The 19,222-nt window shown below is 60.8% G+C and carries 20 protein-coding genes and 1 pseudogene; 1 reads left to right on the top strand and 20 read right to left on the bottom strand.

Annotated features, from left to right (window positions below; translation table 11 throughout):
• The 13 genes from CSC67_RS07185 to CSC67_RS07120 form a co-directional block, all read right to left on the bottom strand.
• A partial coding sequence (locus tag CSC67_RS07185) for an efflux RND transporter permease subunit (RefSeq protein ID WP_135227438.1) occupies window positions 1-286 on the bottom strand: 286 nt, incomplete at its 3' end.
• Between the two features lie 15 nt (window positions 287-301).
• On the bottom strand, window positions 302-1,567 hold the full coding sequence (locus CSC67_RS07180) for an efflux RND transporter periplasmic adaptor subunit (protein WP_118993805.1): 1,266 nt from the start codon (window positions 1,565-1,567) through the stop codon (window positions 302-304).
• On the bottom strand, window positions 1,564-2,829 hold the full coding sequence (locus CSC67_RS07175; RefSeq protein WP_118993804.1) for a TolC family protein: 1,266 nt from the start codon (window positions 2,827-2,829) through the stop codon (window positions 1,564-1,566). The genes CSC67_RS07180 and CSC67_RS07175 overlap by 4 nt, the downstream gene beginning before the upstream one ends.
• A 179-nt stretch (window positions 2,830-3,008) precedes the next feature.
• Window positions 3,009-3,353 (bottom strand): hypothetical protein, encoded by a 345-nt coding sequence (locus CSC67_RS21200; protein WP_135227437.1) that lies wholly within the window; start codon window positions 3,351-3,353, stop codon window positions 3,009-3,011.
• Between the two features lie 525 nt (window positions 3,354-3,878).
• Entirely contained in the window at window positions 3,879-5,861 is a 1,983-nt protein-coding gene (locus CSC67_RS07170; protein ID WP_118993803.1) for a relaxase/mobilization nuclease domain-containing protein, read from the bottom strand.
• A 460-nt stretch (window positions 5,862-6,321) separates the two neighbouring features.
• Window positions 6,322-6,909 (bottom strand): S26 family signal peptidase, encoded by a 588-nt coding sequence (locus CSC67_RS07160; RefSeq protein WP_118993801.1) that lies wholly within the window; start codon window positions 6,907-6,909, stop codon window positions 6,322-6,324.
• A complete protein-coding gene (locus CSC67_RS07155; RefSeq protein ID WP_118993800.1) occupies window positions 6,906-7,451 on the bottom strand; it encodes a DUF2840 domain-containing protein in 546 nt (181 codons plus the stop codon). The genes CSC67_RS07160 and CSC67_RS07155 overlap by 4 nt, the downstream gene beginning before the upstream one ends.
• Window positions 7,448-7,723, bottom strand: a complete 276-nt coding sequence (locus tag CSC67_RS07150) for a chromosome partitioning protein ParB (RefSeq protein ID WP_118993799.1) — start codon at window positions 7,721-7,723, stop codon at window positions 7,448-7,450. The genes CSC67_RS07155 and CSC67_RS07150 overlap by 4 nt, the downstream gene beginning before the upstream one ends.
• Window positions 7,720-8,358, bottom strand: a complete 639-nt coding sequence (gene parA, locus CSC67_RS07145) for a ParA family partition ATPase (protein ID WP_118993798.1) — start codon at window positions 8,356-8,358, stop codon at window positions 7,720-7,722. The genes CSC67_RS07150 and parA overlap by 4 nt, the downstream gene beginning before the upstream one ends.
• Window positions 8,359-8,659: 301 nt before the next feature.
• Window positions 8,660-9,517 carry a replication initiator protein A gene (locus CSC67_RS07135; RefSeq protein WP_118993796.1) on the bottom strand — a complete coding sequence of 286 codons (858 nt, stop codon included), beginning with the start codon at window positions 9,515-9,517 and terminating at the stop codon, window positions 8,660-8,662.
• Between the two features lie 26 nt (window positions 9,518-9,543).
• Window positions 9,544-9,828 carry a helix-turn-helix transcriptional regulator gene (locus tag CSC67_RS07130; RefSeq protein ID WP_118993795.1) on the bottom strand — a complete coding sequence of 95 codons (285 nt, stop codon included), beginning with the start codon at window positions 9,826-9,828 and terminating at the stop codon, window positions 9,544-9,546.
• A gap of 116 nt (window positions 9,829-9,944) precedes the next feature.
• Entirely contained in the window at window positions 9,945-10,718 is a 774-nt protein-coding gene (locus CSC67_RS07125) for a DUF7011 domain-containing protein (protein ID WP_118993794.1), read from the bottom strand.
• A gap of 369 nt (window positions 10,719-11,087) precedes the next feature.
• On the bottom strand, window positions 11,088-11,438 hold the full coding sequence (locus CSC67_RS07120; protein WP_118993793.1) for a DUF2958 domain-containing protein: 351 nt from the start codon (window positions 11,436-11,438) through the stop codon (window positions 11,088-11,090).
• Between the two features lie 264 nt (window positions 11,439-11,702).
• On the opposite strand from CSC67_RS07120, the gene CSC67_RS07115 reads away from it, so the two are divergent.
• A complete protein-coding gene (locus CSC67_RS07115) occupies window positions 11,703-11,993 on the top strand; it encodes a helix-turn-helix domain-containing protein (protein WP_118993792.1) in 291 nt (96 codons plus the stop codon).
• A gap of 89 nt (window positions 11,994-12,082) precedes the next feature.
• On the opposite strand, the gene CSC67_RS07110 is transcribed toward CSC67_RS07115, so the two are convergent.
• The 7 genes and pseudogenes from CSC67_RS07110 to CSC67_RS07075 form a co-directional block, all read right to left on the bottom strand.
• Complete coding sequence (locus tag CSC67_RS07110; RefSeq protein WP_118993791.1) at window positions 12,083-12,397, bottom strand: DUF736 domain-containing protein; 315 nt, start codon at window positions 12,395-12,397, stop codon at window positions 12,083-12,085.
• A 637-nt stretch (window positions 12,398-13,034) separates the two neighbouring features.
• Window positions 13,035-13,562, bottom strand: a complete 528-nt coding sequence (locus CSC67_RS07105) for a JAB domain-containing protein (RefSeq protein WP_245220154.1) — start codon at window positions 13,560-13,562, stop codon at window positions 13,035-13,037.
• Window positions 13,563-14,134: 572 nt separating this feature from the next.
• Window positions 14,135-14,527: a YkvA family protein gene (locus tag CSC67_RS07095; RefSeq protein ID WP_118993788.1), complete on the bottom strand. Its 393-nt coding sequence runs from the start codon at window positions 14,525-14,527 to the stop codon at window positions 14,135-14,137.
• Window positions 14,524-15,477: a CDF family Co(II)/Ni(II) efflux transporter DmeF gene (gene dmeF, locus CSC67_RS07090; protein ID WP_118993787.1), complete on the bottom strand. Its 954-nt coding sequence runs from the start codon at window positions 15,475-15,477 to the stop codon at window positions 14,524-14,526. Before dmeF ends, CSC67_RS07095 begins: the two co-directional genes overlap by 4 nt.
• 37 nt (window positions 15,478-15,514) lie before the next feature.
• Window positions 15,515-15,787 (bottom strand): metal/formaldehyde-sensitive transcriptional repressor, encoded by a 273-nt coding sequence (locus CSC67_RS07085; protein ID WP_118993786.1) that lies wholly within the window; start codon window positions 15,785-15,787, stop codon window positions 15,515-15,517.
• A 311-nt stretch (window positions 15,788-16,098) separates the two neighbouring features.
• Window positions 16,099-18,099, bottom strand: a pseudogene (locus tag CSC67_RS07080) (ParB/RepB/Spo0J family partition protein).
• A gap of 83 nt (window positions 18,100-18,182) precedes the next feature.
• Window positions 18,183-19,007, bottom strand: coding sequence for a DUF932 domain-containing protein (locus tag CSC67_RS07075; protein ID WP_118993785.1), 825 nt, complete (start codon window positions 19,005-19,007; stop codon window positions 18,183-18,185).
• Window positions 19,008-19,222: the final 215 nt, after the last annotated feature.

Here is a 19,222-nt window from a genome sequence, read left to right as displayed (position 1 = left end):
TCACGGTGATTTGGGACAGCCCATAGCGCGAGAGCGAGCGGGTCTGCTCCAGATTGGGGATGCCGGCCATGACGGTTTCAAGCGGATAGGTCAGCCGTTGCTCGACTTCCAGGGGCGAATAGCCCGGCGCGGCTGTGTTGATCTGTACCTGCACATTGGTGATGTCGGGCACGGCGTCGATGGGAAGGCGTTGGTAGTTGAAGACGCCCAGCGCGGCCATCCCCAGAACAGCCAATATGACTAGCCAGCGCTGCTCGATGGAAAAACGAATAATGCGTTCGAACACGATGCTTTCCTCTTCTTAATGGCTGTGCGAGGCGCTACCCTTGCCCAACTCGGATTTGATGACGAAGCTGTTGTTCACGGCGTAGCGTGCGCCCGCCTCCAGCCCCGCGACAATTTCCACGGCTTGGGCATCGCGCCGGCCGGTCGTCACGGTCTGGGCAACAAACTCGTTGTCGTGCCTCACGAACACCACGGTTTCTTCCTCCAAGGTATGGACGGCTGCGGGCTCAACCGCTACGGGAACGTCCACTTCAGAGGAAAACACATCAACATTGACGAAGAGGCCCGGCCGCCAAGCCCCATCGGGGTTGCGTAGGCTGATCCGAGCCGTGGCGGCCCTGTTCTGCTGGCCCAACAAGGAGCCGACATAGGAAACCGTTCCCTCCGTCTGTGACTTAAAGGCGGTAGCGCTCACAGTTGCGTTGCTGCCCACGCGCACGGTACCCAGCGCCTCGGCGGGAACAATGATGTCTGCCCACACCGTTGAGAGATCAGAGATTTTGAAGACAGGCGCATCGGCAGCCACCGTCTCTCCAAGCGCAATATTTTTCTCGACAATCATTCCGTCAAAAGGCGCCCGCACTTCAAGACGGTTGAAGCTTCCCGATTTACCCGCGTCCGTCCCCAGCGCCTCGAGTTGTTCGAGGGCGTCGGCGGCGGCAATTTGCGCTTCCTGCAGCTGTTGGCGAGCCTGAAGATAATCCTGTTCGGCGGAAATCTTTTCCTTCCATAACAGCCGTTCGCGCTCGTACGTAGTGGTGGCCAAAGCTAAGCGCCTTTGCGCCGCCCTCAATGTGCTGCGCCGCTCCGACAATGCCGGACTGGCGATCACAGCCAATACATCGCCTTTGCTGACCTCTTGGCCAAGCTCCGCCTGCACCGCTTGGACGACACCCGACAAACGCGGCACCAACTGCGTAGTGCGATTGGCGTTAAAAACAATTTCACCAGGCAACTGAATCGCGTCTCGGATGCGCGCAGGACCTGCAGTAGCCATCGTGATGCCTGCTGCGTCAATTTGCGCGTCCGTAAAGGCTACTTCGCGTTCGTGCTGCTCTTCATCGTCATGCGTTTCGGCACCCTCGTCAGCGTGTCCGGACTCCTCGGACTGCTTAGATTCCGAGGTGTGATTGTGCTCATCGTGCCCGGCCCCTGCGCTCTCGGAGGCGTTGCTCGTAAGAAGCAAGGTGCCTAACAACGCGCCGACGAGGACGATGATGGCGATCAGAACAGACTGCCTGGTTAGGCGATTCGGGACTGTCTTGTTGGGTGTGTTCTTCATAGTGAATCCTGTCCGAGAATACGATCTATCTGTGCAAGCGCTTGATAGGCATCCGACAATGCCGAAAGATGTCGGGCGCGGGCCTGAAACAATGTCCGCTGCGCATCGAGCACTTCAATAAAGCTAAATTTTCCGGCCTCGAATCCCCTTTTTGCCCGTTCGAACGCCAAGTTGGCACTAGGCACGATCTCGGCCTCGAGTCTTGATGCGGAGTTCTTAGCGATGTCGAATTCGCTGGCCGCTTGCTGTAATTGCATTTGCAGTTGGGTCTTCAAGCCCAGATAGTCGTCTCGGCTCTTATAGGCAAGCATTGATGCTTCATAGATATTCCCTTGATTTCGGTCGAAGAAAGGCAAAGGAATCGACACGCCCAGCATCATCTGATTGCGCCCCAATTCGTTGTTTCGAATAACGCCGGCGCTGACCTCGATGTTGGGATAACGTTTGCTGCGCTCTACGTCGATTTGAGCCCGGCTTCGCTCCGACTCAAGCCGAGCGACTTGTACAGCAGGAGATTTTTCCAACGCGGCACTCAAGACGTCCAGATCGGGACGATCCAATGGAGTTGAAATTTTTGCATCCACTTTCGTAAATTGCGGTGAAGGGTTGCCCCACAACACGGAGAGACTGCGGCGAGCGGACTCCAGAAAACTGGCTGCCTGCGCCATTTCCAGCTCGGCATTGGCCAGCTCAACCTGTGCCCTATCCGCATCAAGCGGCGGCACTTTGCCTGCTTCGACCCGCTTGTCGGCAATACGGTAAGCATCGCGTGCGATTTCTACGGTTTTGGTCGACAGCGCTACGCTTTCCTGAGCGATCAACACGTCGAAAAAGGCGGCGACCGTTTGTGCCCGCACATCAGCGCGGACCTTCTGCGCTTCTTGCAGCGCCACGTCGCGAGTGAGCTCGGCTGCGGCAATGCGAGCATCTCGCTTGCCTCCCAACTCTATGGGAACGCTTAGCGTCGTCGTAGTGCTACGCGACGCCCTGCGAGAGGTATCTTCTACTTCGATGCCCAATACCGGGTTGGGTCTTGATCCGGCCTGAAGGACGACACCCTTCGACGAGTCAGCGGCGAAGCGAGCGGAGGAAAGTGAATAGTTATTTTGCTGGGCCAGTTCCAAAGCTTGGTCAAGCGTCAGGGAAGTAGCCGGTTCGGACAGCGTTGCTGGAACCTTTTCTTGGTAGGAGGGCAAGGGCTGAGCCGATGCCGTACTCCATAGGACCATGACGGCCCCGATTAGTACTGATGCACTGCGCATGGAATTGCTCCAAGATAGTCGATTGACGTACTTGATCTTGAGCAGTGTCTGGGAGAGCGCAGCGACGATGCCGTCTATAAACCCGGCGTGCGAAGCGATTTTGTGCCGATAAGATGCGTGTTACCTCTCCCAGCTACTGCAGGGGATGGCGAGACAACGCGTTAAGCGCGTTATCTGGCTTAGGCTGACGCGCCCCATTTAGGCCGTTCCGGCCTGTCGATGAGGGTCTGTGGAACGAACGGCGGTGCGTAGACCGAGGGAACAGGGGATGATGAAAAAGACAGCGCACGCAATGGAAGGCTATTGACAACGGACAATGCGTGCAGCCCGCAAAAGCGATCTTCATGGTGAGCGTTTTTTGTACTGGCAGGCTCTTTATCGTTGTTCTGGGCTTGAGCCTCTTGCGCTTCAGTGCAAGGATGCAGGCACATGTCGTGTTTTTGAACGACGTACACACTTACCACGCCCCAGGAAGCCTGGAGAGGCATTAGTGCGAGTAGAAGGAGGAACACGATCTTTTTCATTTGAATCGTTACTATACCATTTAGCCGAACATATCTGACGATTACATGAAGCTAAAGCCGTTTAGATATGGACCATCGTCGTAGCTGGCATAAACCCATCGCCCCGGGAGCCGCCATTGGGATAACGTCGCGCATTATGCCTTTTATGTAGGCACTTACCAATGTTCCGCAAATTCTTGGATTAGGCTTGTCGCAAGTTTGATCAAGCTGAGAGTCCACGGTAGCTTGGCAAGCTAGGACGAGCCGCAAGAGAAGTACGGAATCTTACCGCTCCGTTGGGCGAAGCTTTCCTAAACCTAGACTATAAAAGACGAGTCTCGAGCAGGCCAACAGGCCGATACGTCTTTCTCGGTCTGTTTTCCGTCCAATCGCCGATGTCCTAGAACGCACGGCGTACCAGAATCCATAGCCATGTTGAAGGTGATTCGCACATGATCGCAGCCAAATTCCTGGCTACCAGGCGTCGTCGAACCTAGCCAAGGCGGTTCTACAATTTCAAACCCCATGGGCTACGGGTGCATGAAGTTACTCCATCGACAATCCACGATGGCGCTCAATGTTCCAGGACACCCCACCGCCGCGCACTGTGGCGGCAAGCTGCTGGCCCTGCCCCCGCTCGATCACCGGCTTCCACGGCACTAGGCTGAACCCCATGCCGTCATCGAGCATCGCATAGCGCCCACTTGCGAGCATGACGGAGCGTCGGTAGATGCCGGCTACACGATGGCCGTCTGCCACGGGTCGATGTTCCAGCCCAGTTTCGGCAGCGATGTCTTTGGCGGCCTGGGCCAGTTCCCGATTACGCAGCGTTGACAGCAGATTTCGGGCAAAGATGACACGTCGCCCGCGCTTCTCAGCCAGTCCCTGTTCAACTAGGAAGTCGGCACGCTGCCGCATGGTTTGCCTGGCCTCACTACCGAAGCCGATGTCTCCCACCCCCTTGCCGCCTCCGATCAGTTGTTGATCGAGCCAAGTGGCGCCGATCACGCGGGTCTGCTGTTCGATGGGAAGGTGTGTTTTCAGCTCCACGCTCACACCGCCCAGGCGCTGCGCGTCATACTGGCGGCCACGCTCCGGTAGGTCATCGGGCACCTTCCAAAGCCCTTCGGCCACGCGCTCAACGATGCCGGCGCGGCGCAAGGCCTCCAGACGACGGACATGCGAGGCGACAACTTCCTGCGGATCGCGCCCAGGTTTAGCTCGGCCTTGCTCAATCGCCAGGTGATGGTCAGTGCGGTACAGGCCGTCGCTTGCCAGTGCAACGATATTTCGATCAGCAGCACGCTCTTTGGCGGAGCTTTTCACTTCCACCACCGAGCCGGTGGGGTAGTTCGCCGGTTCGTCACGGGCATTGAGCGCAACGTAATGGGCCTTGCCATCCACGCCGTCGATGACCAGATAACCACTATCGCGCAGTTCATCAGCCAGCCCCTTGGCGGCGACGCGACCCACAATGGTTCGGTCATCCTCGCCCGGCTCGAACACCGCCAGTTCTCGGGCCTGGCCGCTCATGGCTCGCTGCATGGTGTGGATAATGTCGCCGCGTTCGCCCAGAGCACGCAAGGTTTTCTCGGCATCAGCGTGGATCAACCAGGAGCCAGACTGCAATTCTTCAGCCAACCCCATACGCTGCAATCGTTGCAGGCGGCCGATCAGCAGCAGGCGCTGACGTTGTAGTCGGGGTTCGTTGAAGCGTTCGATATGCACTCGGCCATCGTCGCCAACCTCGCGTTGCAGGGTGCGGTCCAGACCCATCCATCGCTCCTGATCCACCTCGCGCTGCATGGTCTGCTGGATCTCCAGTTCAGTGCGCAGCCCCAGCCATTCAGTTGCCAGCTCAGAAGCGCGATGGCGGAATCCATCGGCGATGTAGTCGCCCGCGATGATGAGGTCTTGGCCCGTATCGTCGCGCCCACGCACGATGACATGGGTATGCGGGTTGTCGGTATTCCAATGATCGACCGCCACCCAATCCAGCCGTGTACCAAGGTCGGCCTCCATACGATTCATCAGGTGCCGCGTATAGGTGCGCAGGTCGTCCAGCTCGGCCCCATCCTCGGGCGAGACGATGAAACGGAAATGGTGACGATCATCGGCGCAGCGTTCCTTGAAAGCATCAAGGTCGGCTTCATCCACCTGCGGCCCATAAGCCCGCCCCGGCTCTCCATCACGGCCCGTGCCGTCGCGCTCGACGTAGCGCAAGTGCCGGGGCAACGACTGCGGGCTGGCCTGGCGCTGATTTACCAGCAAGGTCTTGATCGTGACGCGCCGCGAGAATGGCGTAAGCGTCGCCCCCGCAAAACGCGCTGCCGTGTGGCCGCGCCCCAGGCGCGAACCGGGGCGTTGACCTGTGCGCTGGCCTTGGCTTTTAGTCAACGCGGGCCGACGCACTGCCGACTTGCCGCCAGCTTTGCCAACCTGTTTGAGCACCTTGGAAACAAAGCCCTGGCCCCGATCGTTCGGGGCGCTGGGGCGCATGCGAAAGTCATCATCACGGCGATCATTCATGGTCGTTCCTTCAGAAAGCTATGGCGTGTCCTGGCGTGCGAAGCACGCGGGCAGGCTTGCATTGGCGCGGGCCACGCGCCCCAAGCGGCACAGCGGCAAAGCTGCGTCGTGCCGCGCCACCCCCATGTGCAGACTGGCTTTGCGGGCGGACAGGTGCCGCACCCTTTTATCTTGCCTTCCGCCTTTGCCTGTCGCTTTCGCTCCCGGCGCCGGCGGCTTGGTGGCGCTGCTGAGTGAGCAGCCAGCACACCGACGAACGCGGTGAAGGCCGCAGGCCAGACACGTTCCAGGCAAGATGGCTGCACGTTGGGCGGCTGCGCCGAGGGAGGCGCGAAGCGCGGTGCCCGAGACGCAGAATCAACACCCGCGCTGCACGCGCAATGACGCGCCGACGACAGCCAGGATGACACGCCCGATAGCACGACGAGATGCACGACAACGTGCAGCGAATCGGTGGTCATCATGGCCGAACCTCACGCAAGGCCGGGTGCGCAACGCCGATCACGGCGGATGCGCTGACTGGCCCGAAGTAGCGACTGTCGAACGACGCCGGGTTGCTGGCGCTCAACAGGAATAGCTCGCCCTCGGCCAGCGGGCGGCAGGGTCGCCAGAATGGCAATGCCCGGCCCAGCCGATCGGCAGACAACACGGCGGCCACCGGCACGCCGTCGATGCGTACCTGACCTTGCACGATGCAGACGTGTTGGGGCGCGACCGCGCCCACGCGTTTGAGCAGCGGGACGCGGGCGGGCAAATAGCCGCGCTGGGCGGCGAGCGACGCTGCTTCAGCGGGCAGGCGGGTAAGAACGATGCTTCCCACCGGCAGAGAATTCGGCCGACGATGGAACGGTTCGATGCGATACCAGCCGACGGGAACGCTGTCGGAGGGGTTGTAGACCCAACGCGGCAGCGGCTGCATGAAGGGCGCCCAGGCCAGCGCAGCCAGGCCGACGGCGGACAGTGCAGCCAGCGCGAAGCGTGCGCGCTGGCGCGAGCGAGGATGGGCCGTGTTTCCCGCAACAGGTGCTGATGTAGGAACCCTGCTCATCGCAGTTCCCTGCCAGCCAGCCACGCCGCATGCCTTGCGCTGCTGTATTCCGGCAGCGGCGAGCGGGCGGCGAGCCGGTTGCCCAGCATGCGCCAGTACGCGGGCGACGTGGCGGCGGGCGCAATGCCCAGTGCCTCGATGGCGTCGATGCGATGCAGCACCGCTTGCACTGCCTGCTTGCCTTCGGCCTTCAGCAGCAGACGCGCGCCGGGGCGCACGCCCGCGATGCGCTGCACCGCATCCAGCGGTGTGCAAGCCTGCATCACCATAAGCTGCCAGCGTGTGGTGCCGTAATCATTGGCCTGCCATAGCATGCGGCAGAACATGGCGCCGGGAAGGAACACCGCGCAACGCCGCCAATGATCGAGCTTCACGGTACGCGCCGGCTCGCCAAAGCGCAGATAAAGCGTCAGGCGGGTTTCGAGGTAGATGAGCGATACGCGGGTCAGCGGCACGCTGCCCGTGTAGGCAGCACGCGCGGCAGACGATGCCGCCGCCGTGGCGGCAAAAAGGGTCGTGGCCGGCGATGGAGATGTGTTCATGGCGTGTCCTTCGATGGAAACTCCCGCTCCAGGATGCCGCGCAGCAGATCGGCCACAGTTACGCCTTGCGTGAAGGCCGACACCTTGATGCGTGCGCGCAAGGCAGGCGTAATGTCCAGGGTCAGGCGGGCGGTGTAGAGATCGCCCTTGTTCAGCGCCCCGGCCTCGCCCTGGCGTATCCACGCTTCGGCGTGCGGATTCGCGGGCGGGCGCGCACCGATGCCGACGCGCTTGCCCGTGCGTTTGCTGGGGGGCGGCGATTTGATTGTCATATCCGCCACCCCAACAGTTCGTCCACCAGGGCGGTGATCTCCCGTGCGGCGGTGCTGTCGGGTGCCGACTCCCGGGCGAGACGACCAGAGGCCACGCTGTCGGCAAAGACAATTCGTTGCCGAACCTCGGCGCGTAGTGCCGGCAGCGGCTGCTCGGCCAGAGATTGCCGCGCTTCACGCCCGATGACGGTGGTGCTCACGCGCCGGTTGATGACAAAGGCTGCGCGTATCGCTGGCCGGAACACCTGCGCCTCACGAATGAGCGCCACCATCTCGGCGCTGGCCCAAACGTCATAGGGGCTGGGCTGCACCGGAATCAGGACGACTTCGGCTGCCAGCAGCGCAGAGCGCGCCAAAGCGGCAATCCTGGGCGGGCCGTCGATGATGACGTGATCGGCCTGTCTGGCCAGTTCTGGTGCTTCCTGATGCAGGGTTTCACGGGCCAAGCCCACGGCGCTGAAGAGCCTGGGCAGCCCCTGCTGGCTCCGGCGCTGCGTCCAGTCCAGCGATGAGCCTTGCGGATCGGCATCCAGCAGAATGACCTGCTGACCCCTCAAAGCCAGTTCACCGGCAATGTGCGTGGCAAGCGTGGTCTTGCCCACCCCGCCTTTCTGGTTGAGCAAGGCGACGATCATGGCACGGCCCTCCGAGCGGGAAACCGCCGCTTCACTTGACCTGCAAAACCGCTTTTCTGGTGGTGAAAATGGTCGGCTATTATGAGCCGCGTGGCAATTGCCCACTGCGACGGCGCTTCCCTACCAATAGTTAGAGTAGTTAAGTTAGATAAGTTAAGGGGTGCGCAAACCCAATGTCGGCGCGGGTTTGCAGCGGTTTGACACGCCTGATAGCACGATAGTCCCACGCCTGATAGCACGATACCCCGCACGCCTGATAGCACGACACTATCCACAGGATGTCCACAGCTCATCCACAGACTTATCCCCGTGCCGTCGGCGGCACGGGCCGGAAGGTCAGCAGCTCGCGCCCTTCGTCCGGCACCAGTTCGATACCCAGCACGTAGCCAGGCAGAGATTGCTTGGCGACCAGGGCGCGCAGATCGCAGGCGAAGTCGTAGGGCTTGGCGGTGCTGCCGGACTTCTGATGCAGGTAGCGAAAATCGAACTGCCAGCCGTTCTCCTGCTTGCCGCCGTGCTTGCGCACCAGGCGGTACAGCCAGCGCTCGATGCCGCCCGTTAGGCGAAAGTACGCCGGGTCGATGGTCAGCACGAGAGCCGCGTCGAGCACGCCCGCATAGAACCAGTCCGGCAGAATCAGCTCGATGCCCAGCGGCTTGCCGCCGGCATCGGCCAGTTCCTTCCATTCGTTGATCCACGAAAACCGATGCAGACGCCGCCCGGTGGTTTCGCGAATGGATGTGGCTACCGTCGTGGATTGCAGCCGGTCGAGCGCGGCTTTGAGGCGCTGGTAGTCGCGAGAACCGGTGCCGCGCCCGATAAAGCGCAGAATCTCGTAAGGCGTGGCCTGCATGCGCCGCGACGGCGGGATACCCGCATCGCGGGCCTGCACGATCTGACTGGCCGCCCAGATGAGGATGTCCGCATCCCAGATCGTGGCGATGCCGTGCTCTAGCGTGCCCTCCACGCGGATGGTGATGGGGCCGCTCACAAAGTCGATGGGCGCGACGCGCCGCGACTTCGCCAGAGAGAAGAACGGATAGGCCATCAAGTCCTGGGCATCGCGCGGCGCCATATCGCCCGGCAACGCACGGAACAGATCGAGCTGTTCCTGCTGTGGCGCTGCCCGCTGCCCTGATGGCAGCGCAAGGCGGGACATGACGATGGCCTGCCGCGCGCCGTCGATCAGCGGCCATCACGGCAATCACCCGCATGGCGCTGGGCGTACTCGGGGTCGGACGTGGCCTCATAGCTGCGCGCATCGGCCCAGGCATCCAGATCGGCCACCGCGTACATGACGCGGCGGCCAAACTTGCGAAACTTCGGCCCGCCGCCGATTACGCGCTGCTTTTCCAGCGTGCGCGGCGACAGGCGCAAATACTGGGCGGCTTCGTCGTTGGTCAGGTAGCGCTGGGGCTGCGCGGGCGCGGTCGTGGGTGCGGCGGCAGGCCGTAAGGGAGCGGGTCGCATGAGATGAATCTCCATCGTTCGGTATCGTCGGCAGCACCAGCGCTGCCGGATGGAGACAGTCTCAACAAAGTCGGGCTGGCTGCTCAGGGACGTTTTGCATCAGGGGCAGATCGTCCCTATACAAGCGGGGGAAGTTGTGCCAAGCGGCGGTAGCCGCCGCGCATCAACGCATCCCCGCGGCGGACAAGGCGACGCACGCGAGCGCGCAACGCGCCATCGGCGTGCCAGTCGCCCGCGGCGACCGCCTCACCGAACAGTCCTTGGGCCGCCTCGTACAAGGATGCGCCCGCCAGGGTCGCATCGAGCGCCTGCAAGGTGTGCAGCTCCTGCAAGGCCGACAAGGTGGGGCGCGGCCGCACCGCTGCAATCGGGCCGGCATCGTTGGCCAGGGCCAGCCTGTTCAGTTCGAGCATGAACGCCTGAGCGCGTGCGCCGGGCGCCGCGCTGGCACGCATGGCATAGACATAGGCCATGCCGTCTGCCAGACCGGGCGCGACAGCCAGCCGCAAGCAGCCGCCCGGCCAGCGCAGCCACAGCACCAGGCGCTTGCCATCATGAATCAGGTACTTCTGGCCGGGAAGACGCCAAAGCCTGAACAGCTCAGCGTCTGGCAAGGGGTCGGCGTCCGGGTAAAGCTGAACGCCGTCAATGTCGGGGAACCAGGCCGGATGCGCCTCGCGCGCATCCAGCGCCGGGTCTTCCAGCAGACGCAAGCCCCAGCGCTGCGCCGCTTGATGTGCGGCTTGCCGTCGGCGATGGCGATACTGCCAGTCTCGCCGGTAATCAGGATGACGGCGCAGATATTCCCAGGCCAGCGCATGGCCGTCGAGATGCAGGACGTAGAGATACGCGGCGCTCGGGTACCAGGAACGGGTGCTCGAATCGGCCATCACGCAAACCCCCCTTGATGCAGCGGGCGCGCCGTCATGAATAAACCGAACACAGCACGGTTTCAATGCGTTAAGATTTGATTACCAATCAAGTAAAGTGAAACTGAAAATATCAAGTCCGATTGGGTCTTAACCGTTGCACAGACCATCCGAATGCGACGACAGCACCGCTGCAATCTCAACATGCAGCATCAACCATCCTGCCGTATTCCGCGTAAAAGATCATGACTGTTTAAGTCTGAGCCGCAGCTCTTTTCTGCAAGACGCCTGATTCAGACCGAATGGGTCTTGAATATGATGGAAATAGTCTCAATGCGCCCTGTTTGGATGGGGTGCGCACTTCCTCCGTAGTCGGATATATCCACCCCATCAATCGATGATCGAGCCATTTTCCTGCGCCAGCCGCACATATTCCGATAGCGGGCGTGCCGCTTGGAAATAGCGGTCACGCATCACCGGCTGTTTGCGCGGCCCGACGATGGACGCCAGGGCGGAAAGCTGTACCGTGCCCAGTTCCGGCATCCCTATCCCCAAGTCGATCAGGCCATAGGCCGTATCGCCGTCTTCGGGGTCGAGTTCGGTAAGCAGCCAGATTAAGTGAGCATCCGGGGTGAACAGCCGCACGACCGGTAGCGGGTCAATGGCCTGCCCGGCAACGCGGGCCTGGCCATTGGTGAGCAGTTGTGCGCGTTCCTCGTCGGTGATGCGTAGATGGTTCACGTTTGGTCTGCCAAAGCGTAAAACCGCCGATCTGCATCCGTGTCTTTGTTCGGAAACACGAAGGCGGTTTGTAGGGAAGCCCGGCAAGCGTGAATGCGTAATGCCGCGTCTATGCGAATCAGGAAAAGCACGATTGCGATTCTCCGGTTTTAAGGAAATCCAACAATACAGATTTTCGTTATTACACAAAAAAAAGATGAAATGAGAATAAATGAGTTAAAGATAACGTGGTTTTAATTGTGCCGCCGAACGACGCTTGTGTCTATGCAAAAGCGTCCCGTCCAGCGCGGCCGACCTCTCGGCGCCACCACCTTCGATGCCGAATTGGCGCAAGCCTTCGGCATGGCGGTGCGTGCGCTGCGCACGGAACGTAGTATCGCCCAGGAAATGCTGGCGAACCTGGCCGGCATCGAACGTTCCCACCTGGGCAAGATCGAGCGCGGCGAGCACATGCCCACACTGGCGGTTATCTTCAAGATCGCCGGCGCGCTGGAATGCAGCACGGCAGTGCTGATGACCTCAACAGAAGACCAGCTTACCGAAGGTAAGGTCTAACTGTAGAACTTAAGGCGGCCGCGCCGCAACGGGCCGTTGGGCGCAAGCCGGACGCAGTAGCGCCCCGCCAAAAGGCGAGGCCGTGAGGGTTAAGCCGCTTGCGGCTTGCTGCGCGACCAGAGCAGATCGTGCGTGCCGTCCTCGTTTTCGATCAGGCGAGCGTAGACCGTGGCCGGAAACGAGGGGTCATCCAGGGTCACAGACAAGTATTCGCGCCCGGCTTCGCTGGTTTTCTGCCACGCCGCGCCGATGTCGTTGCCCGCCGCCTGCAGGCGATAGTCGGGGGCTTTGTCGCTCTCGCCCTTGTCGTTGGGTACCAGCTTGACCTTGACGTTGAGCGTCAGGGTGCGCAGTGTGCCGGTGTAACCGTCTTTGTCTGCGGTGAAGGTGCCGATATTAGCCATGGTAATTCTCCTTTCAGGGGGTATCAAGGTCGCGCCAGTGCGTCCTTGTTGTGATCCGGTCGGCGGGGGTGGACGGGGCGCACCGCGCAAGCGGCCGTAACAACGTGCAGGGCCGGGAAGCACAAAGAATTTGTCTCGCGAGGAAGCCGCCCCTGGCAGCGGGGAAATTGTTTGTGCTGGACGGTTGCGGCCAATAGCCCGAAGGCGTAGCCGCCCCCCGCCAGGATTCACGACAAGACAAGGACGTACAGGCCGACCGTCCCGCAAAGGTGACATGGTTGATTCGGTGCTCCGCATGACTGCATTACCGGCATATGCCCTGATGCGGGCAAGATCCAGCCTCCCACTATTGGGCGAGAACGCACCCGCCGCATACTGCGACGCTGAATTGAAAGCGTGGTGTGGCAGCTCCATAAGCAGGCCGGGCGATTTGTCGGTGAACCGCCCCTCGTGATGTCCAAGACCAGGTGCTGCCAGCATCGTGGACGGCACGCTTGTGTGCAACCTGCCGGAGCAAGTCCTGGCGTAATCTGACCCGCACCGCCTTTTAGCGGGGCTGATGACTGCAAGCGACGCGCGCAGCGTCGACAGGCGCGAAGAAGTGCAGGGCGAAATGCCCCGCACTGTTTTCAGGGCTTTACATCTGCCCCAGCTCGGCCAGCGAAGCCGTACTCGTCGCCGTCACGATGACATGATCGAGAAGCCGTACATCTATCAGCGCCAGCGCGTTTTTTAGATGTTTGGTCAGATTCAGGTCAGCCATACTTGGTTCGGTTAAACCCGACGGATGGTTGTGCGCCATGATGAGCGCGGCAGCGTTCAGACGCAGCGCCGTTTTGACAATCTCGCGAGGATAGACGCTGGCCTGGCTCAGTGTGCCCGACCCCTGTTCGATGTAGCGGATAGGCTTGAAACGTGAGTCCAGATAAAGAAAGGCTGCGCACTCATGCCCCAGCCCGGCCAGCTTGGCCTGGAAAAACTGCTTCACCTTGGTCGGCTGATCGACCGGCGAGGATGTGGAAACCAGACTTTCCGCCGCCGTGCGGCCAGCCGCCAGAATCTGCTCGTCGCTGGCCAGCTTATAGCGGCCGCCGGGACTGCGCACATACAGGGTGCATGTCTCGTTCATATTGTCATAGCTCAGCGCGGCGATATTGTTATCCATGATGCTCTCCAGTGTTCAGGGCGGGATTGCCCGGAACCCGAAAGGCATGGCGCAGCGCAGGTTTCAAGGGTCGAAGACGGCCAGAGGCCGCAAGCGGCGCCCACGGCGGCGCACCGCCCTTGAAACGGAGAACGGCATGACACAATGACCGGGAGCAAGACAGCCATACAGTGTCACTTGGTTTTGCGGTGAAAACCTCTGCGTGAAACGCGGCTGTACTTCAAAGGTCGCGCGTCGCGCAACCCGCAAACGTGAGTGCGCAGCGCCGCAGGCGCGAAGGCGTGAGGGATGGAAACCGAATGGCCGTGACGGCAAGGCCGGCACGGGGCGCAGCCCGACAGCCCGGCGGCGCTTGCGCCGACACGCTCAGGCTTATCCACAGATTCTGTGCGCAAGCCTGTGCATAAACCGTGAAGTTTTCGTGACAGCCCTTGTTATGCCTATCATGCAGCTAAATGGGGTGACATTTATCCAGCGTGACGGTGGCCGCCTGACTTGACCGCAAGCATCGCGCACAGCGGGGCTGGCACCGACACGCCCTGGCTCTGTTCGATGCATGATCAAAAAACAGCCTACATATGTGGCTCAATCCAGAACCACAATGCCGCCCCTGCCGCCAGCCATAGCGCCACGATCAGCACCGCTCCGAATCGGCTTCTTGGCTTGGCACCTTCCATTTGCATCCATTCGTCCGCCTTGATTCGGCATTCCGCCAGCACTTCCGGCGGCAGCAGCTTGACGGTCAACCAGATCAGGACAGGCAGCAGGATCACGTCATCGAGATAGCCCAACACAGAGATGAAATCTGGAATCAGGTCGATGGGGCTCAGCGCATAAGCGACCACAAATAACCCCAGGGCTTTGGCAAACCACGGTGTCAGGGGATGCTTTCCGGCAAACCATAGCGTCACACCGTCACGCTTGATCCGCTTGGCCCAAGCTTTCAGCTTCGCCCCGACGTTCATACGGCCTCGCGCTGCACTTCGACCGTGACATGCGACAACTCATGGATATGCGCGAGCATCGTCTTGTAATATGCCGGCTCCTGATGTTCCCGGGCGACCAAGGAAACGATGACGGCAAAGTGGCCGGGGCCAACCTGCCAGACATGTAGATCGGTGATCTGGCTTCCTGTTGGTTCCACCGCTTCCCGTATTTCCCGCTGCACTTGCCCACTTTCAGCCGTTGCATCAAGCAGCACGCTACCCGAATCACGAATCAGCCCCCATGACCAGCGGACAATCACCAATGCGCCAACCACACCCATGGCCGGATCGGCCCATGTCCAGCCATAGCCCCGGCCTACAAGCAGCGCAACAATGGCGAGCACCGATGTCAGTGCATCGGCCAGCACATGCAGGTAGGCAGCGCGCAAGTTGTTGTCGCGGCCCTTGCAGGGCGTGGGATGTTCATCGTGGCTGTGGTGATTCACATGGCCGTGTCCATGATGGTGGCCATGATCATTTTTCAGCAGCCAGGCACAAGCCAGATTGATGATCAGCCCCATGATCGCCACGGCGATCGCTTGATTGAAATCGATATGAATCGGTTGGCTGAGCCGCAGCAGACTTTCCCAGCCGATCAGCAAGGCGATCAAGGCCAACAGCACGGCACTGGCAAAGCCAGCCAAATCACCGAGCTTGCCGGTGCCGAAGGAAAAACGCGGATTGCCCGCATGCCTACGCGCAAAACGATAGGCCAGTACGGCAATCAGCATGGCTCCGGCATGCGTTGACATATGCCAGCCGTCTGCCACCAATGCCATGGAGCCATAGAGCGTGCCGGCAATGATTTCCACCAGCATCATGCTGGCCGTGAGAGCAATGACCAGCCACACCCTGCGTTCATTGCGCTGGTGGTCGCCACCGAGAAAGAAGTGAGTGTGGCCCGAGGCCGGGATGGTGTTCGTCGTCATCAGGAGTCCTGTATGTCGCAAGCCCGTAAGGAGTGGGTCATTTCATGTAGGCGCGGATGACCTCAATCATTTCCTCGCCGCCTTGATTGCGTTCCCTGTCTGTTTCGACTGCCAGGACGTGTTCGCGCAAGTGATCTTCCATCACTTCGGCCGTCAATCCATTGACCGCGCCGCGCACGGATGCGATCTGACGCAGTACTTCTACACATGCCGCTTCCGAATCCAAAGCACGCTCAATACCTTCCAACTGCCCTTTGATTCGACGGACACGGGCGATTAGCTTGTCTTTCTGGCGGGATGTATGGGACATGAGAATGAACAGCCAAATATAGTCTAGGGGATTATATTATATTAGATTGTATGTTAAGCAAGGAGCAGCTAATGGTGCATCCCTGATAGCACATGTACGGATCCAGCTTGAACTGCAGTTTACGGCTGTTTCACCGTTACTGAATCACCGCGAATGCGATGACCGACTGGTTTTTGGAGTTGTCACCGGGCGCGGCGATGCAGCGCCCGGATTTTGACCCATCGGCCCCACGGTTCCACCGCGTTGGGGGGCGATGCTGACTGGACAGCGAAGCGCCCCGGCTGAACCGGGGCGCTGGCCTATCGTCAGGATTATGCGGCTACTGCATCAACTGGTTCGTCGGTGTCGATGTCGATAGCTTCATCCTGCGAACCCTCCACCCGGAAGACGGCGGGCATCCAACCCGTACCCGCCACCAGCCGTTCGGCTTCGCTGGCAAGCTCGGCCTTCTTCAACTTTTCCAGCCGGTAAACGTGGTCAGGCGCGAACTCGCCCACGGCTTCCAGAATCATGGCCTTGGAAATGTGCATGAAGTAGCCTTCGGCGGTCGGCTGCCACCACGCTGCCATGTCCAGCCCCACGGCCTGCGCCAGTTCCATGCCCGGTTGCAGGGGCGTAGCGCGGGGGGTGATCGCATCCACCGTCATGGCCGCGCATACGGCCATCAGCCGCAACAATTCATCCTGCGGGGTCGCAAGCAAGGCGGCGAACAGTTCGGCGCTATCCTGCGGCAAGGTTTCACCCACCGCCTGTTGCATTTCGGCCAGGGCCAGGGCGGCGGGCGAATCCGGCCAATCCGAGGCCAGGCTTGCCAACCGGTCTTGCACAATCAAGCGCATTTCCAGCGGCACGTTGTGATGGCAAAAGCGGCCCATCGGTATAACCGCCTGCACCATGCCATGCACCACGGCGGCCAGCGCCACCTGTGGATTCCGGGCCAGTTCAATTTGCAGCGCGGCGGTACGGTGGGCGCTCAAGCGTTGCGCCAGCCGGTCGGACATGGAAGCGGGCTTGGGCTGGTCGTCATCCTCACCGTTCGGGTCATCCTCGCCGCTGAAACCCTGTCGCAATCGTTCCAAAGTACGCAGCGCCTTGGCTTCGGCTTCACGCATCAGGCCGCGATGCACGACGATCTGGCCTTGCCGGTCAAGGGTGACGATGGCACCGGCGGCGGCTTTGACGTTGGGGGTGTAGTCCAGAAAACGATCTTCCAGCGCCTGTAACTGCTGGCCTACGCGGTCGCCTTCTTCCTGCAAGGCGTCGGCTTTTTCCTCGTCATCTTCTTCCAGCGCCATATCGAGTTTTTCACCAATGGCCTGCATCTTGGCTTCCAGCTTTTCCATGCGGCCGGCTTCCCGCTTGGTGGGATTGCGCCGCTCTCGCGGGGCACGCTGGAAGGCTTGCCGGTCGGCATAGGTAGCGACGGGCGCGGCATCCACCCAGGCCCAACCTTCCGCCTTCACTTCGGCGGCGTGGCCGTCCAGCTTCTCGCGCACCAGCGTTTCGAGTAATGCAGCGTCGGTCACATACACGCCGCTATCGTCCTGTGCGAACAGATCACGGCGAATGCCGCCGCCTGCGGCCTCGTAGGCGTCCAGCCCCACGAAACGCACCAGTGCATGGCCTGCGTCAATCTCCCGCTCGGTCAGCCGATCACGCAAGGCGTGGGGCTGGCGCTGCCATTCGGGCGCATCGTAAAACGCCGCGTCTTGCGCCGCATGATCGTCCGTAATGGCAAGGGCCATCAACTGTTCAAGGTTCACCGCATCAGCGCGGTAATCGGCCAGCAGACGCGGCGAGACGTTCGCCAGCTTCAAGCGCCGCTGCACCACCAGCGGGGTCACACTGAAATCCGCCGCAATGTCTTCGATGGGTCGGCCTTCTTTGACCAGCGCGGCGAACGCTTCAAACTGGTCAGCCGGGTGCATGGCTTCGCGCTGCACGTTCTCGGTCAGGCTCACGGTGCGGGCGCTGGCGTCCGTCACCAGCAGGCATGGAACCTCCCAATCCTTGGCGATGCGGCGTTTCTTGGCCAGCAGCTTGAGCGCCGCCAGCCTGCGGCCACCGGCCACGACCTCGTAATGCTCGCCATTGACGGCGGCGATGACGGTGAGGTTTTGCAGCAGCCCCACGCGGGCGATGCTTTCCGCCAGCGCATCAATCGACTGGCCTGCGGTCTTGGTCTTGCGCACGTTGCGCTATGAAGCGCGAAGCTGCGACAGCGGTACGAAAATCAGGTTTTGCGTTGGTGCGGCGGCTTCGGGCGTAGCGGTGTCGATGGCTTGGGTTTCGGTGTAGTTGATCGCGTTCATAGTGAACACTCCTATGAGTTTGTGAATTGCAGCCATGAAAGACGCGGCAAGGATGGCTGCCTGCCCCTGCCGCGCAAGAGGAATCAGGCTTTCAACTGGCGCATACCCTCGGCCAGCAGCCACAGCGAACGATTCAGACGAATATCGGAATCGACGCCTTGCACCGCTCGGGTGCTTTGGCGGCGTCCGTTGGCGCTGCGGCCACGCAAACCGCCTTTGGTAAGGTTTTCTTGCAGGCGGTTGAAGGTCATCCACAGATCGGGGCGGCGGTCGTCATAGCGGCGCGGCATCAGAATCTGGCTTTCCGTGATAGGCGCGGGCTTGTCCGGGTCGTCGTATTTCAGGGCCAGCGCGGCGCGGGCGAAGATTTGGGCTTCGCCTTCGTCCAAGGTGATGGCCTGCATGGCTTCGCGGGATTCCCGCACTCGCTCGAAACCGTCCAATACCTTGAACGCACCTTCGATAACCTGCCCGGTAATGTCGCCCTTATGCGGAATGCGAACATCGGCCACGGTATCGCCGCAAACAAGACCATTTGCGCAGACAAATCGGTAGGCTCCACCGAGCATCTGATAACTGCTCGTACCATCGTGGGAATTGAGCAAAATAATCTCATTGGCAATGCTGTCATTCACCTGATTGGCATGGCGCAGGCGAATCATGTGTTTGGTGTGTTCGCGCCGGTCTTGGTTGCGTACTCGGGTCTGCGTCACCATGAAGGGTTCAAAACCCTCTTTCCGTAGCTCCGTCAGTACCGCCGCCGTGGGGATGTAGCTATAGCGTTCTGACCGGCTTTGGTGTGGGGCCTCGGCATAGATGGACGGAACCACGGCCCTGATCTGATCGTCCGATAGTGGGCGGTCGCTGCGAAGCACGGGTGAAAGGAAACCGAAGCGGGATGCAAGCATGGGATTTCTCCTGACAAAGAAAGGGTTTGCTGTTCACCGCACACCGGATTCCAAGATTCGGAAGCCCAAGCTTTTGAGCTGTTGATGTGCGGTCGGCACGAAGAACCCGGTTGGCCTCGTTGCCACCGTCTTTCCTGAGTTCATCGCCCGCGATGGTCAGGAGCCCACGGACGTGGGCCGTCAAGGAAACAAGCGTCAGGTTGGTGCGGCCCGCA

Source organism: Pusillimonas caeni, assembly GCF_003545815.1.
Lineage (GTDB): Bacteria > Pseudomonadota > Gammaproteobacteria > Burkholderiales > Burkholderiaceae_B > Pusillimonas > Pusillimonas caeni.
The sequence above is the reverse complement of the archived record's forward strand: the minus strand, read 5'-3'. Positions and strand labels throughout refer to the sequence as shown.

Excerpts from the sequence above, each read along its gene's own strand:
- CSC67_RS07180 (WP_118993805.1), bottom strand. The coding sequence starts at position 1,567 with ATGAAGAACACACCCAACAAGACAGTCCCGAATCGCCTAACCAGGCAG.
- CSC67_RS07175 (WP_118993804.1), bottom strand. The coding sequence starts at position 2,829 with ATGCGCAGTGCATCAGTACTAATCGGGGCCGTCATGGTCCTATGGAGT.
- CSC67_RS21200 (WP_135227437.1), bottom strand. The coding sequence starts at position 3,353 with ATGAAAAAGATCGTGTTCCTCCTTCTACTCGCACTAATGCCTCTCCAG.
- CSC67_RS07170 (WP_118993803.1), bottom strand. The coding sequence starts at position 5,861 with ATGAATGATCGCCGTGATGATGACTTTCGCATGCGCCCCAGCGCCCCG.
- CSC67_RS07160 (WP_118993801.1), bottom strand. The coding sequence starts at position 6,909 with ATGAGCAGGGTTCCTACATCAGCACCTGTTGCGGGAAACACGGCCCAT.
- CSC67_RS07155 (WP_118993800.1), bottom strand. The coding sequence starts at position 7,451 with ATGAACACATCTCCATCGCCGGCCACGACCCTTTTTGCCGCCACGGCG.
- CSC67_RS07150 (WP_118993799.1), bottom strand. The coding sequence starts at position 7,723 with ATGACAATCAAATCGCCGCCCCCCAGCAAACGCACGGGCAAGCGCGTC.
- parA (WP_118993798.1), bottom strand. The coding sequence starts at position 8,358 with ATGATCGTCGCCTTGCTCAACCAGAAAGGCGGGGTGGGCAAGACCACG.
- CSC67_RS07135 (WP_118993796.1), bottom strand. The coding sequence starts at position 9,517 with ATGTCCCGCCTTGCGCTGCCATCAGGGCAGCGGGCAGCGCCACAGCAG.
- CSC67_RS07130 (WP_118993795.1), bottom strand. The coding sequence starts at position 9,828 with ATGCGACCCGCTCCCTTACGGCCTGCCGCCGCACCCACGACCGCGCCC.
- CSC67_RS07125 (WP_118993794.1), bottom strand. The coding sequence starts at position 10,718 with ATGGCCGATTCGAGCACCCGTTCCTGGTACCCGAGCGCCGCGTATCTC.
- CSC67_RS07115 (WP_118993792.1), top strand. The coding sequence starts at position 11,703 with ATGCAAAAGCGTCCCGTCCAGCGCGGCCGACCTCTCGGCGCCACCACC.
- CSC67_RS07110 (WP_118993791.1), bottom strand. The coding sequence starts at position 12,397 with ATGGCTAATATCGGCACCTTCACCGCAGACAAAGACGGTTACACCGGC.
- CSC67_RS07105 (WP_245220154.1), bottom strand. The coding sequence starts at position 13,562 with ATGGATAACAATATCGCCGCGCTGAGCTATGACAATATGAACGAGACA.
- CSC67_RS07095 (WP_118993788.1), bottom strand. The coding sequence starts at position 14,527 with ATGAACGTCGGGGCGAAGCTGAAAGCTTGGGCCAAGCGGATCAAGCGT.
- dmeF (WP_118993787.1), bottom strand. The coding sequence starts at position 15,477 with ATGACGACGAACACCATCCCGGCCTCGGGCCACACTCACTTCTTTCTC.
- CSC67_RS07085 (WP_118993786.1), bottom strand. The coding sequence starts at position 15,787 with ATGTCCCATACATCCCGCCAGAAAGACAAGCTAATCGCCCGTGTCCGT.
- CSC67_RS07075 (WP_118993785.1), bottom strand. The coding sequence starts at position 19,007 with ATGCTTGCATCCCGCTTCGGTTTCCTTTCACCCGTGCTTCGCAGCGAC.